The sequence below is a fragment of the Campylobacter hominis ATCC BAA-381 genome (assembly GCF_000017585.1).
GTDB classification, from domain to species: Bacteria; Campylobacterota; Campylobacteria; order Campylobacterales; family Campylobacteraceae; genus Campylobacter_B; species Campylobacter_B hominis.
The window spans coordinates 113335-126520 of sequence record NC_009714.1 but is presented as its reverse complement, the minus strand read 5'-3'; the positions used below and the strand labels follow the sequence as shown (position 1 = coordinate 126520).

The following is a 13186-nucleotide window of genomic DNA, read 5'->3' as shown; positions in this document are numbered from 1 at the left end:
AAAACTTAATTATATCTTAAAGTTAAAAAACCGATCGTTTTATACAACAATTATTTTATCTTCTATTTCTTTCTCCCTTTTTTAAATTTTATATACTTAAATTTACTATTAAATCTTGTATTTTTTATTATAATAAGTTTATTATTAGTGTATAGTAAGTTTAATTTTGAGTTTTTTATTAGTCTGTAATAAGTTTATTTATGAGTTTATTTAAAGTTAAAATGTAGTTTGTTATTAGTTGTTTGCTAAATCAAATATTAGTAATTTTTTCTATTTTCTTTTTGCTTTTTTTATTTTTATGTGTTTCTCTTTTTTCTAGCTCTTCATATAATGGAATTAGTATTTCTTCTGTTATGCCCTTAAATTCAAATCCTATTGTGTGCAAATAATAAGCCATAAGTTCAAGTGATTTTTTTAAATATTTTAGCTCTTTAGTTTCTATATCGTTAAGTTCTATTGGATCTATTGGAAGTGGTGATTCTTTTATAAGCTCTGTCATGATTTCATATGCTCGTTCAAATTTATTATAACTTTTATCCATTAAGTTTCCTTTTTTTCTTTTCTTAATTTGTTCTTTAAAATTGTTGTATTTTGGCTAATTTTTAGCTATAATATGAATGCACAAAAACCAATAGCGTTGGGATTTTCCTAACGCTCTTATTTTATATTCTTCTTGAATATTCGTTACTTATTTTGTTTTCTAAAAGTTTTAATCTTTTAAAGCAATCTCTCATACCTGCTAATGGTTGTATTTTTGGTGCAATATCTTTAAATTTAGGAATGTTATATCCAAACAATTCTTTTACTCTTTCATGTTTGGCTTGTGGCTCTAAAAACTCGTACTTTTTTGATAAGTACTCAACCTTTTTACTAAAATCATTTAATGGCTTTGTAAGGCTTTCTTTACTGATTTCATTGGCTTTTAGCCCTAATGTTTTGCCTATCACTAAATCATCGCTAAAATCCTTTAAAATCGCTTTGTCAGTGGTGGCTCTAGGGATTATTTCTTTTGCTATTACATCAAATTCTTTCCCTTTTTTGTCATTATCAAAGCCTAGTATGATATTCGCATTTACTGCTTTTTCATTTAAAAATTTAAATACTTCTTTTTGACTACTTGTTATTTGACCATTTGTCGAGCACAATAAAGTTTCTTTTAAATTTAAGCCTTTTAATTCGCAGTATGATAAAGTATCTATCATACTCTCACAAATAACTATATTTTTAAAATCTTTTAAATTTTTTTGCGAATCATTGGCTTTTAAAATTTCTAATCCTTTACTTCCATTACAAAGCTGTTTAATCGGCTTATCATATAGTTTTCCTTGTGTATCTTGTGTTAAAGGCTTTGATAGGTAGCTTATGCTTCCTGCTTGTATTAAAAGCTGAATTTCGCTATCTTTGTATGAATAATTCTTACATATATAACTTGGAACTACTGCGTTGCCGTATTTGTTATCTTGCTTTAAATCATTAAATTCTTTTAAAATTTCAGGACTTATTTTTCTTGCTGTAGTTAAAAATGAATTTTCTGCTATTTGTTCTAAATTTTTATAGTTTTCTATTGCTTTTCTACTGCTTTGAGATATAGTTGTTATTGACTCCACACTACTTTTCAACTTATTTATATCTATATTTTCACTACTTAGTAGATCATTTGCTCTTATACCACGATTTTTTGTAAAATTATATATATTTCCCCTGTCGCTGTCATCGTTGGGATTAAAGTACAGATAATGCCCATTTGATTGTCTTGATATTATGATTGTATCATCTTGATCGTTTGTAAGTGTTTTATAATTACGACTACTTTTATTTCTTTTTTCGTAGTATCCATTTTTTATTAAAATTTCATCTAGTGGTAGTTCTATTAAATTTTGTTTGTTTGGTTGTATTTCCACCTTATTGCTATTTATTTCTTTACTTTTTACTTCTTCTTTTTTTATGCTATTTAATTCTTTTTCAACTAACGGTATATATTTGTCAATATTTTTTATAAAATTATCTACTTCTTTTGTAAAATTTTTATAATTTATTTTATCCATTTCGTTTTTGTGAAATGTTAAATTTTTAAGTGTTATTGCTTCATCATTCCCCTGTCTTTGTGAGCCAATTTTTCCATCTTCAAATTTATACTTTGAAGAAAGGGGAAGTATATTAATTGTTAGTTCATCTTTGTCTTTGCTTACTTCTAAACTGCACATATTTTTATACAGAGCTAATTGCAGGTTTTTAACACCATCTGCTTTAGTAATAGCGTTTAATGTCTCTTTAAATGCATTTTCTGCTTTATTTTCATTAACATTTTTGTATATGTATTCTGGAAATTTGTTTATCGCTTCCCAGCCCCTTGTCGTATTGTAAATATTTGAATAAAATATCCCTATATAATCTTTAATTACTTCTTTTTGGGATTTGGATTTTTTTGCACTGATTTCTTTTAAGGTCTTAATTTGTCCTTTGAGTTTTTCTTCCCTTTCTTTTTGCATTTTTTATTCCTTGTTGATTACTTCCCAAGCCTTTGCGTAAATTGTATCCCACACATAGATTATATATAACACTTCATCATTTTTATATTTTTCTATAAGTTCATCAATTTCTTTAAATTTGCCATTAAAAATATCAGTAAATTTTTCATTGCTATAGTGTGCTTTATAATAAGTTACAGCTCCACCGTGCATTTTAAAATTATCAAAATTTTCTAAAACTATGGGTTCAAATTTATCAGCTTTAGATTTTTCTATAATGTCTAAAGTATCTATAACTTCATACTCAGCTAAAAAACCAGATAAATCGTCTATTATCTCTTTCTCTACTTCAATAATTACTGGAGGATACATGCTCATCTTAATCCCTATTTATCCAACAATCCTTTTTAATTTCATCAAATTTGTAGAAACTATTGCAAAAATTCATATTTTTATTTCTCCTACAAAATTTACTATTATTGGCATATGAGCTTATATTTGTAGCTCCTTTTGATTTTAGCCTTTTAAATTCATCTTCTGATATTTTTATGTTTATTTTTCCGCCATTCCACTCATTTTCGCTATACCATCTTGTAGTTCCACAAGTATTTACTGGTCGGATATTTGTATATGAGTGTGCGATCAATGCTTCGCATCCTGTTGGCATTTTTGTTGCTGGTCTATACTCATACTCTACACATCTGCAACGCCTTTCGCCACAACTTTCTTTTACGCATTTTGTTTCAGGATGATTGTTAATATAATCTGCTGTGCATTTTCTAGCGTCTACATTTGGAAGTACATTGTCTCTTAAATCAGCAAAAATTGGATCTTTCTCATCAGCTCCATCTACTGGGCAGAGTCTTAAAAAATTTCTTCTAGCATTTACGGTGTCGCTCCATTTTTTGTGTTTTATACTAAAATATTTATTAATGCTTGGACTACATTCTCCTGGTCTTGTGCCACTACTTAAACATAAAATTGCTTCACAAGCAAGTTTTGTGTCTCCTGTTAACATATCCCCAGCACTTAGGCTACTTGCTAAAATTAAAGCTGAAGCTATAGTTAAAATTTGTTTTTTCATTGTTGTTCCTTTAAGTAAATTATTCTATCTTCTATCTTGCTGTTTATTTCTTTTAATGTTTGAGATAACATATCTGTAAATTGGTACATATTGCCACGATAAATGTTTTGATTATATGCTTCATTGGTTTCATTCATTTTTAAATTTAAAATAGAATTATTTAAGTCTTTAATGGCAATGATTATCTCATCTAACTTTTTTTCTATGTTTGAGTTATCTTTTTTAAACATCATTCTAGCTCTTCTTTAAAGTCATCGTTATAAATTTCTTGATCTAATGCTGGTTTTAAATTTACATTGGCATCTACTTCTTCTTTTTCCCTTTTATTGTTTAACCAATAAAACTCTTTGACATTAACACCCCATGTATATCTAGTAACTCCATTATTATCAACATAATCATCAGTATATAGCTCTCCTGAGCATAAAAATTGAGACCCTTTTTTAAAGTACTGATTTGCAACTTCGGCAGTTCTACCAAATAGCTTTATTGGTATCCACTCAGTTCGTTCTTTTTCTTGTCCACTATTGTCTTTAAATCTCTTACTTATTGCAAGTGAATTTATGCCTACTGCATTGCCAGTTGTACTACTGTATCTTAATTCAAAATCTCGCCCTAAATATCCACATAGTTGTACTTTATTCATTCTTTTCCCTTTTTAATTATCTTTTTTAAAGATGAATTTTGGTAGTCCTAGTTCATCTTTTGGAAGCTGTTTTGTTGTTGGCTCAAATAATGTGTCATTTCGCTTATGTTCTACTACAGTTTGATCAAAACTAGCTTCATCCATATTTTTAAAGTTGTTTTGCTCACTTAGCCCTCTACTTGCTGTTGCCATAGTGCTTGTATAGTTTATGTTTAGCTCATATTGGTGTTGTAAATTTTCTAAAATTTTAAGTAGTATAGAATTTGTGAGTGCTTGGGCTTGTTTTTGATTATTCGCCTTGCTTAGCTGAGTGGCTAAAATTTTAAAGTCATTTTGCATACTTGCTTTTGAGTATCTATTTGTTTTATCTGCGTTGTTAAAAGTATCTTCAAAAGCTAGGAGAGTGTTTGTCTTTTCTATATTACTTCTTTCTTGCAAAAATCTTTCAGCATTTTTTATATTCGCTATTTGAGCCTTGTAGTTTGCTCTTTCTATTGGATCAAGTGATATATTCATCTTTTGTGTAATTTCTTCTATGCTTTTGCTTACATTTGCCCCATTTCTTAAAGCAAAGGTGCATTGATTGACTTTGTCTTTTATCTTTGAGCTTGATGTTTTTACAGTGTGACCAAAGAACTGACTATTTGTTTCTAAAAATGAACAAGCAGTCTTAACCCTTGCAATATCGCCCATAATATCTTCAGGGATACTCTGTACGTTACTATATATATTTTTCATATCATCAATCATCTTTGTTGCATCACCTAAAATTTGATTAACATCATTCATATCAACTCCAAATTCTTTCATCTGTTTTTCAAAATTTAGAGTATCTTTTACCATTTGTTCATATTGTTTTATTTGCTCTGCGTAATCTTTTAGAGATTGTGTGTATCCAGTTACTGCTTGAGCAATTGCAGCAACATCAATTGTTGGTATTCCACTTGCAGTTGCACTATTTAAAAAAAGTACTGATGCTGTGGTGATAGATAGCATTACTTTTTTCATATTTCTCTCCCTTTTTCATTGTATTTATTGTTTTCTTGATTTTTTAAGTGTATCTTTATGTTTTTTTCTAGCTTTTCTGTAGCTTCTGGATAGTTTTTATAAAATCTTTCCTTATTGATTTCTTTTCCTGTTTCTAATTTTATTTGACCTTGCTTATCTGTTTTTGTGAATGCTTTACTTTCTTCAAGCTCTATAAAATTTTTTAAAAGATTTGATCCACTTCTTTCTGATGGGTTTCTTTTAAATTCATCTAATTTTTCTTTTGTATCTCTAAAAAAAGATAATTCTGTTTTCATAGATGAGAATTCATTATCTAGTTTTTTATAGAGATCTCTGTTATCTTTTTTAAATTTGTCATATAATTTTTCATCATCTTTGTGCGGAATTAGTATTTTTTCATTAGTGTCTTCATCTCTTTCCCATTTTCCCATGCTATCTTGCTTTTTTGATTGCTCTATCATTCGATTTGCGTTATTTACATATTTTTGTGATTTATCTTTATCGTAATCATAAGCTACTGCTAAGCCTTGATTTAACTCTATATATTCTTTTCTTAGAGTTAGAAAATCATCTTTAACTATCTTTTGACTTTCTTCTAGTATTTTCTCAACTGCATCTCTTTGTTGTTTTGGTGTCATTTTATTTTCCTTTATTATTGTTTGTTCATTTTTATTGATTTTTATAATTCTTTTTCTAGTGACCTATCTTTTTCTTGATCTTTTGTTTTATTTAGTGTTTTATTGAGTATGTTTTCTTTTTCTTTTTCTAGTGTTTTACTTACTTTTTTATGCATTTTTGGATATGTATTTTTAAAATTTGGAGTTTCTTTTTCTATGTTATCCATCATTTTTTTAAGTTTTTGATATCCATCTAGGTCTAATTCTTTATTTTTTGTCAACTTATCATATGTTGTGCTTAGTTTTGCAAAATTTGAGCGTTCTTTTTCCATTTCATCCAATCCGCCCTTTACTTTTTTTCTTTCATCATAAACTTCTTTTACTAGATTGCTAACAGCATCTTTAAATTTTGGACTATCAAATGCAAGTTCTAGTTTTTCTGCTCTTTGTCTATTTTTAGCTTCGCTCTCTTCTTTACCTTGTTTAAGCATTATTTCCAAGCTTCTATCCATCTCTTGAAGTGCTGTTATAACTCCAGTAATTCCATCGCTATTCATTAGATTATCAATTGATTTTTGAAAATTTGCTTCAAGTCTTGATTGTTTGTCTTTTAGATCTTCTAGCTCTTTTTCGTGTTGTAACTCTAGCTCATCAGCTTTTTTGTTCCAGTCAATTTGTTCGGCTTCTTTTGTCTTGTCTTCTTTTGGTGTTTCTTGGTTTTGTTCCTTGTCTTCAGTCTTTTCTTCTTGTTTTTCTTTAATTTCTTTTTCTTTTGCTTTTATCTGCTCTTCAACTTGTTCTTTTTCTTTCAAAATATCCAAGCTATCTTTTAAAACTTCGTTACTTTCTAATTTGTTTATGCTATCTTTTACTTTGTCTCTTGTTATTCTTGGATTTTTAATTTCATTTAACTCATCTTGTCTATCTTTTATCTGCTCATTAATTTCTAATTTTTCACTTAAAATTCCCAAAGCTTCTCTTGTATCTTTGTTTAATTTTTCATTTGAGCGATTAAAACTCTTCTGTACTTGTTTTTCTTTTTCTTCGTTTTCTTCAAGTTCTGATTTTTGTGTATTATTTTGTGCATTGTATTTTTTAACAGATGGCTCTTTTGCTACCAATTCTTGTTCTTTTAAATATCCCCATTCTTCTAATTGTTCCTGAGTTAAATCTTCAGCCATTTTTTCTCCTAATTATTAATATTCTAGATAGCTTATATAATTATTACTACAATTAGCATTCTATCTTTAAAAAAATTTACACTTGCTTTAAAAAGTGGCATACAAAAAAAAGAAAAAGCAACTAAATTTATAAAAACGCTTTTAAATGGCTTTTAAATGCCTAAAAATCAATTTTATTCTTTTTTTGAATATTTTATTGAATTAATTTTTTAAAGCCGTTTTTACCCCCTTTAAATTAACCAAATCTTGTTTAAATCTCAAAAAAATAGACCAATGTTTAATTTTTTAAAATTTTGCTCTAAAATATAAATTATAAGTTTTAGTTATATATAATTAAGAAAAATTTAAGAATTGCTTAAAATACTTAAACTAAACTTAAATAAAAAAATTTTGATCCGTATTATAATTTTTTTAAAAATCAGCTCCTGAACTATAACTTACGATAAAAATTTTAAAAATTTCTAAATTTACAATTAAAAACAAATCATCTTATATTTTTAAAAGCTCATTTGAATTTTTTTTTTTTTTTTTTTTTTTTTTTTTTTTTTTTTTTTTTTTTTTTTTTTTTTTTGAATTTAAATTTATAAAATTCTCAACCACTTCTTTCCCTTTTTTATACTGTTTTTTATATATAGGTAGGGTTGGGACATTTTGTAAAAACTTAAACTTTTAAACTAATTTTTGCTTAATGCTTTTTCTTGCCTATTTATCGTAATTTAATCTGTTTTTAACTATATTAAACTTAATATAAAAATTCTATTTATTGGGACATTTTGTAAAACTTAGGCTAAATTTAGCTTATTTTTTATTATTTTAATTTTTTAAATCTCTATATATTGGTATTTAAGCTTCAAAGGACTAATTTACTCTTTTTTAATTATATTAAGTTTTTATATTAATTTATTTTTTAAGATTTTATTTATATTCGTTAGTAGTTATTGGCTTTATTGAAAAAATTTTGCTAAAATATTTTTATGAAAAATTTAGAAAAAAATAAAAATATATATGTTCATAAAGGTAGATTTTATGTTGATTGCCAAAAAGATGGTGTTAGAATACGCCGTTCTACTGGTCTTAAAAAATCAGCTCTAGCTTTTAATTATATTCGCCAAAATTACGAGATGTTTCTTGGCTCTCGTGTAGAGTTAGAACAGGCTCAGCGTGAATATTATGAACTTGAGGATGAGCAGGTTGATCGCAGACTAAGAAAAGGGAAAGAAAGTACTACACCCATAAAAAATACGAGCGAGTTTAGCTTTGATAATGTTATTGATAAAGTCTTGCAAGAGAAATCGTTTTTAAAAGATAAAACTGTTAATTTTTATCGTACGATGAGCAATGTTGTTAGTGATTTTTTGGAAAATAAAAATATTTACTACCTATCTGATTTTGAAAGGCATCATAGTGTTGAATTTGTGCAGTATTGCAAAGATAGGGGCTTAAAGGATAGCTCTATTAGTGGATACTGCTCTTTTTTTAAAATGTTGTTTCGTTATGCTATTAATAATGATTTAATTTCTAAAAATCCATTTTTTATTCCTAGATTTAAACAAAAATATGAACCACAAGAAACTGATAAATTTGTACCATTTAGTCTTGATGAGATTTTAACTCTTATTAGGAATGCTGGTGATGAAGAGCTTAGATTATTTTTAGTTGTTGCATTCTTTACTGGTGCTAGAACTGGGGAGATTTTTGCTCTTACTTATGCGGATCTTGATTTTAAAAATAGGCAAATTCGCATCAATAAAACTCTTTCTGATTTAGGTGTTATTGATTCACCCAAAACCAAATCAAGCAATAGAGTTATTGATATGCTTGATATAGTATATAAAGAGCTTATAAAGCTTAATAATGCCCATAAAGATGAACAAATTTTTAAGCTGTCTCGCTCTATGATTAGAGTTAAATTCAACAATTTGCAAGAAAAACTTGGCTATAATAAACGTAGGCTTTACGACACTCGCCACTCTTTTGCTTCTGTAATGCTAAGTCGTGGTGAAGAGCCTATGTGGGTTGGTTGCAAAATGATGGGACATAAGGATTTAAATGAAACTTATCGCTCTTATGCCAAATATCTACCCAAAGAAGTTAAAAAAAGAGCCACTTTTTTAAATGATGTTGTCATATAAAATTTAAAATTTAGACATATTTTTAAAAAAGTATGCTATAATGTGTTAAATTTTATAATAAATAGAATGATTTTTACAGCTTTAAATGTATCCATAGCTCTATTTATAGGCTATACAGCTTATAACTTTTAAAATAGCAAAATTTTAAAATTTCCGTATTAAATAATTTATAACATAAAAAAAGTTATAATTAACGATTAAAAAATTTATAGGAATAATTATGTCTGAAACTAAATATATTTTTATAACCGGCGGCGTTTTAAGCTCGCTTGGAAAAGGTATAGCTTCCGCTTCAATCGCTACGCTTCTTAAAAACTCTGGGTTGAAAGTAAGCATTTTAAAAGCGGATCCTTATATAAATGTGGATCCTGGAACCATGAGTCCGCTTGAACACGGCGAAGTTTTTGTGACTGATGATGGAGCTGAAACGGATCTTGATTTGGGGCATTATGAGCGTTTTTTGGATGAAAATTTAAGTCAAAAAAACAACTTCACAACAGGTAGGGTTTATAGTACTGTTATCGAAAAAGAGCGCAGAGGAGATTATCTTGGAAAAACAATTCAAGTTATTCCTCACATTGTAGGAGAAATAGTAAGACGCATAAAAAAAGCTGGCGAAGGTCAAGAGATACTAATCGTAGAAATCGGCGGAACAGTAGGAGATATTGAAGGTTTACCGTTTTTAGAGGCGATTAGGGCAATGAGAGTAGAACTTGGCAAAAAAAATGCGATGAATATACATCTTACATTAGTACCTTATATAAAAGTAGCTGGTGAATTAAAGACAAAACCGACCCAACATAGCGTAGGCGAACTAAGAAGAATAGGAATTACGCCCGATATGATAATTTGCAGAAGCGAAATTCCGCTAAACAGGGATTTAAAAAATAAAATCGCAATAAGTTGCGGCGTAGATAAAAACTGTGTCATAGAAAGTCCGGATAGCGCAAGCATTTATCAAATTCCGCTAACTTTTTTAAATCAAAATATTTTAGAGCCGATAGCTGAAAATTTAGCTCTTAAAAAACTAAATCCTAATATGAGCAAATGGGATAGTTTGGTAAAACGCGTAATTGCTCCGAACAGTGAAGTTACAATCGCATTTGTAGGAAAATATCTTGATCTTAAAGAAAGTTATAAAAGTCTAACTGAAGGGCTAATTCATGCAGGCGCTACGCTTGATACAAAAGTAAAAATCAACTGGGTTGACAGCGAAAAATTAAACTCGGAAAATGTCGATAAAATTTTAAAAGACGTAAGTGGCGTACTGGTCCCCGGCGGCTTTGGCGAACGTGGAATTGATGGCAAAATGACTGCAATAAATTATGCAAGAATAAATAAAATTCCGTTTCTTGGAATTTGCCTTGGAATGCAGCTTGCGATTATAGAATTTGCGCGAAACATCCTAAATATAAAAGATGCAAATTCAATGGAATTTGACCCGAATACAAAAGAACCTTTGATTTATTTAATAGACAGTTTTATAGACGCGAACGGTAAAAAACAGATTAGAACATACAAAAGCCCGTTAGGAGGAACTATGCGACTTGGCGGATATGATTGCAATATCAAACCTAATACATTGTTAAGCAAAATTTACGACACAAAAAAAACAAGAGAACGTCACCGTCACCGCTATGAAGCAAATCCGAAATATCGCGAAATTCTGGAAAAAAACGGTTTAATAGTAAGCGGTGAAAGCGACGGACTTATTGAAGCTATTGAGCTTAAAAACCATCCGTTTTTTGTAGGAGTTCAGTTTCATCCTGAATTTACAAGCAGATTGATTTCACCAAATCCTGTAATTTTAAACTTTATAGAGGCATCTATAAAAAATGGTAGGTAAAAAAGAGTTAAAAGAAATTTTATCGGCTCGCTTTAAAAATGACAAGCATACTAAAATTTCGCAAATTCCACTTCCAAGCGATCTTAAAGACACTTATAAAGCCGCAAATCGCATAAAAGAAGCTATAAACAATAATGAAAAAATAGCGATTATCGGCGATTATGATGTGGACGGCGTCGTAAGCAGCGTAATTATGAATGATTTTTTAAGCGAGCTCGGTGCAAATTTCATAGTTAAAATTCCGAATCGCTTTACTGATGGATACGGTCTTAATCCGCAAATGCTTAATGAGCTTGACGGAATAAATCTTATTATCACGGTGGATAATGGAATTTCGGCAAACGATGCAGCTGAAATCTGCTACAAAAAAAGAATAGATCTTATAATCACGGATCACCATATGCCGCCGCCGACTCTTCCAAAAGCTTATGCGATAATAAATCCCAAACAAAATGACTGCACATTTCCGAATGTAGAAATTTGCGGGGCACAGGTAGCGTGGTATTTAATCGGTGCTTTAAAAGAAATTTGCAATGTAAATTATGATATGTCAGAGCTCCTGGATCTTTTAATAATTGCTATAATTGCTGATATGATGGAACTTCGAGATTTAAATCGCGCACTTTTAAAATTCGGCATAAAAAAGCTTAACAACTCGAAGCGCGCCTGCTTTAAAGCCATAAGAGAGCATTATTTTAAGAAAAAATTTGAGTTTGACGACATAAGTTACACAATAGCTCCACTTATAAACTCTACAGGCAGAATGGACGATGCAAGTTTGTCTTATAAATTTTTGTGCTCGAAAAATATAAAAGAAGCGAATTACTATCTTGATCAAATTACAAAAATAAACAGATCGCGCAAAGAAGAAGAACACATCCTTTATAAACAAAGCTTGCAAAATGTGGATGAAAACGACCATATATTAGTAACTTGGGGCGAAAATTGGCATGAAGGCGTAATAGGAATAGTTGCCAGCAGACTTACAAAAAATTATAAAAAACCGGCAATTGTGTTTAGTATCGATAAGGACGCAAATCGTGCAAAAGGAAGCGCCAGAAGCATAGGAAAGTTCGATATTTTAGAACTTATAGCTTCACAAAAAGAACTTTTGGAAGGTTTTGGCGGGCATAAAGGCGCGGCAGGACTTGTGATAAATCCACAAAATTTAAGTGAGTTTAAAAGGAAAATAAACAATGCCTGCTTCAATGTAAATCATGGAAATTTTACATTTTCCGATGAAATTTTGGGCGAGCTCAATTTAAGCGAACTTGATAACGAAATGCTTAAAATTTTGGAATTTTACGAACCATACGGACAAAAAAATCCGCGTCCGCTTTTTAAATTGGAAAATGCAATTGTAAAAAACATAAAAATCATCGGAAAAGAGAAAAATCACGCTAAAATCGCAATCGAAAAAAATAACGCAATAAGAGAAGGACTGTTTTTTAATTTCAACTTTTTACCACAAGTTGGAGATAGTTTTTCATTTATCGCATCAATCGGCAAAAATTCGTTTCGCGGAGAAATTTCACCCGAACTGATTATAAAAGAAATTTTGTGATTAAAGTTTTTTTTGATATAATCAGCTCTTTATTTTTTAAGGAGAAACAATGTCTTACTCAATGGGAGATCTTAAAAAAGGTCTAAAAATCGAAATAGATGGCATTCCATATAAAATCGTTGAATACCAACACGTAAAACCGGGTAAAGGTCCCGCTTTTGTGCGCGTAAAAATAAAATCTTTTATAGACGGTAAAGTCTTGGAAAAAACTTTCCACGCAGGCGATAAATGCGAAACGCCTAATTTAGAAGAAAAAGAGATGCAATATCTTTATGATGACGGCGAATTCTGTCAATTTATGGATACCGAAACTTATGAACAAATCGCAATCAGTGATGAAGAAGTAGGCGATAATAAAAAATGGATGCTTGATGGAACGATGGTTAATGTGCTTTTCCACAACGGAAGAGCGATTGGAATTGAAATTCCGCAAGTAGTAGAACTCAAAATCATAGAAACTGCTCCTGATTTTCGCGGCGATACACAAGGAAGCAACAAAAAACCGGCTACTCTTGAAACAGGCGCCGTTGTGCAAATTCCATTTCATATACTTGAAGGTGAAGTTATACGCGTAGATACAGTTCGTGGTGAATACATAGAAAAAGCAAATAAATAAACTCGGCGAAGTAATCTGAAAATT

At 29.7% G+C, this 13186-nt stretch carries 13 protein-coding genes; 4 read left to right on the top strand and 9 right to left on the bottom strand.

The features are described from left to right. Positions 1–250 precede the first annotated feature (250 nt). From CHAB381_RS00720 to CHAB381_RS00680, 9 genes are all read right to left on the bottom strand, one after another. Positions 251–541: a hypothetical protein gene (locus tag CHAB381_RS00720; RefSeq protein WP_011991602.1), complete on the bottom strand. Its 291-nt coding sequence runs from the start codon at positions 539–541 to the stop codon at positions 251–253. Positions 542–662: 121 nt separating this feature from the next. Continuing rightward, positions 663–2489 carry a toprim domain-containing protein gene (locus CHAB381_RS00715; RefSeq protein ID WP_011991601.1) on the bottom strand — a complete coding sequence of 609 codons (1827 nt, stop codon included), beginning with the start codon at positions 2487–2489 and terminating at the stop codon, positions 663–665. Between the two features lie 3 nt (positions 2490–2492). Continuing rightward, on the bottom strand, positions 2493–2846 hold the full coding sequence (locus CHAB381_RS00710; RefSeq protein WP_041570440.1) for a hypothetical protein: 354 nt from the start codon (positions 2844–2846) through the stop codon (positions 2493–2495). Between the two features lies 1 nt (position 2847). After that, positions 2848–3552: a TrbM/KikA/MpfK family conjugal transfer protein gene (locus CHAB381_RS00705; protein ID WP_011991599.1), complete on the bottom strand. Its 705-nt coding sequence runs from the start codon at positions 3550–3552 to the stop codon at positions 2848–2850. Beyond that, positions 3549–3785, bottom strand: coding sequence for a hypothetical protein (locus CHAB381_RS00700; protein WP_041570439.1), 237 nt, complete (start codon positions 3783–3785; stop codon positions 3549–3551). Before CHAB381_RS00700 ends, CHAB381_RS00705 begins: the two co-directional genes overlap by 4 nt. Then, positions 3782–4198, bottom strand: coding sequence for a single-stranded DNA-binding protein (gene ssb / locus CHAB381_RS00695; RefSeq protein WP_011991597.1), 417 nt, complete (start codon positions 4196–4198; stop codon positions 3782–3784). Before ssb ends, CHAB381_RS00700 begins: the two co-directional genes overlap by 4 nt. Before the next feature lie 12 nt (positions 4199–4210). After that, a complete protein-coding gene (locus CHAB381_RS00690) occupies positions 4211–5206 on the bottom strand; it encodes a type IV secretion system protein (protein ID WP_011991596.1) in 996 nt (331 codons plus the stop codon). Then, a complete protein-coding gene (locus tag CHAB381_RS00685) occupies positions 5203–5844 on the bottom strand; it encodes a hypothetical protein (protein ID WP_041570438.1) in 642 nt (213 codons plus the stop codon). Before CHAB381_RS00685 ends, CHAB381_RS00690 begins: the two co-directional genes overlap by 4 nt. A 41-nt stretch (positions 5845–5885) precedes the next feature. Beyond that, positions 5886–7004 (bottom strand): hypothetical protein, encoded by a 1119-nt coding sequence (locus CHAB381_RS00680; protein WP_041570437.1) that lies wholly within the window; start codon positions 7002–7004, stop codon positions 5886–5888. Positions 7005–7978: 974 nt separating this feature from the next. Here CHAB381_RS00680 and CHAB381_RS00675 point away from each other — a divergent pair. The 4 genes from CHAB381_RS00675 (at position 7979) to efp (ending at position 13162) form a co-directional block, all read left to right on the top strand. After that, a complete protein-coding gene (locus CHAB381_RS00675) occupies positions 7979–9136 on the top strand; it encodes a tyrosine-type recombinase/integrase (protein WP_011991595.1) in 1158 nt (385 codons plus the stop codon). 220 nt (positions 9137–9356) lie between these two features. Continuing rightward, positions 9357–10982 carry a CTP synthase gene (locus CHAB381_RS00670; RefSeq protein ID WP_011991594.1) on the top strand — a complete coding sequence of 542 codons (1626 nt, stop codon included), beginning with the start codon at positions 9357–9359 and terminating at the stop codon, positions 10980–10982. Then, positions 10972–12546, top strand: a complete 1575-nt coding sequence (gene recJ, locus CHAB381_RS00665; RefSeq protein ID WP_011991593.1) for a single-stranded-DNA-specific exonuclease RecJ — start codon at positions 10972–10974, stop codon at positions 12544–12546. Before CHAB381_RS00670 ends, recJ begins: the two co-directional genes overlap by 11 nt. 49 nt (positions 12547–12595) lie before the next feature. Beyond that, on the top strand, positions 12596–13162 hold the full coding sequence (efp, locus tag CHAB381_RS00660) for an elongation factor P (protein WP_011991592.1): 567 nt from the start codon (positions 12596–12598) through the stop codon (positions 13160–13162). Positions 13163–13186: the final 24 nt, after the last annotated feature.

Coding starts and splice junctions, on each gene's coding strand:
- CHAB381_RS00690 (WP_011991596.1), bottom strand. CDS start 5,206: ATGAAAAAAGTAATGCTATCTATCACCACAGCATCAGTACTTTTTTTA.
- CHAB381_RS00710 (WP_041570440.1), bottom strand. CDS start 2,846: ATGAGCATGTATCCTCCAGTAATTATTGAAGTAGAGAAAGAGATAATA.
- CHAB381_RS00685 (WP_041570438.1), bottom strand. CDS start 5,844: ATGACACCAAAACAACAAAGAGATGCAGTTGAGAAAATACTAGAAGAA.
- CHAB381_RS00720 (WP_011991602.1), bottom strand. CDS start 541: ATGGATAAAAGTTATAATAAATTTGAACGAGCATATGAAATCATGACA.
- CHAB381_RS00670 (WP_011991594.1), top strand. CDS start 9,357: ATGTCTGAAACTAAATATATTTTTATAACCGGCGGCGTTTTAAGCTCG.
- efp (WP_011991592.1), top strand. CDS start 12,596: ATGTCTTACTCAATGGGAGATCTTAAAAAAGGTCTAAAAATCGAAATA.
- ssb (WP_011991597.1), bottom strand. CDS start 4,198: ATGAATAAAGTACAACTATGTGGATATTTAGGGCGAGATTTTGAATTA.
- CHAB381_RS00675 (WP_011991595.1), top strand. CDS start 7,979: ATGAAAAATTTAGAAAAAAATAAAAATATATATGTTCATAAAGGTAGA.
- CHAB381_RS00705 (WP_011991599.1), bottom strand. CDS start 3,552: ATGAAAAAACAAATTTTAACTATAGCTTCAGCTTTAATTTTAGCAAGT.
- CHAB381_RS00715 (WP_011991601.1), bottom strand. CDS start 2,489: ATGCAAAAAGAAAGGGAAGAAAAACTCAAAGGACAAATTAAGACCTTA.
- CHAB381_RS00700 (WP_041570439.1), bottom strand. CDS start 3,785: ATGATGTTTAAAAAAGATAACTCAAACATAGAAAAAAAGTTAGATGAG.
- CHAB381_RS00680 (WP_041570437.1), bottom strand. CDS start 7,004: ATGGCTGAAGATTTAACTCAGGAACAATTAGAAGAATGGGGATATTTA.
- recJ (WP_011991593.1), top strand. CDS start 10,972: ATGGTAGGTAAAAAAGAGTTAAAAGAAATTTTATCGGCTCGCTTTAAA.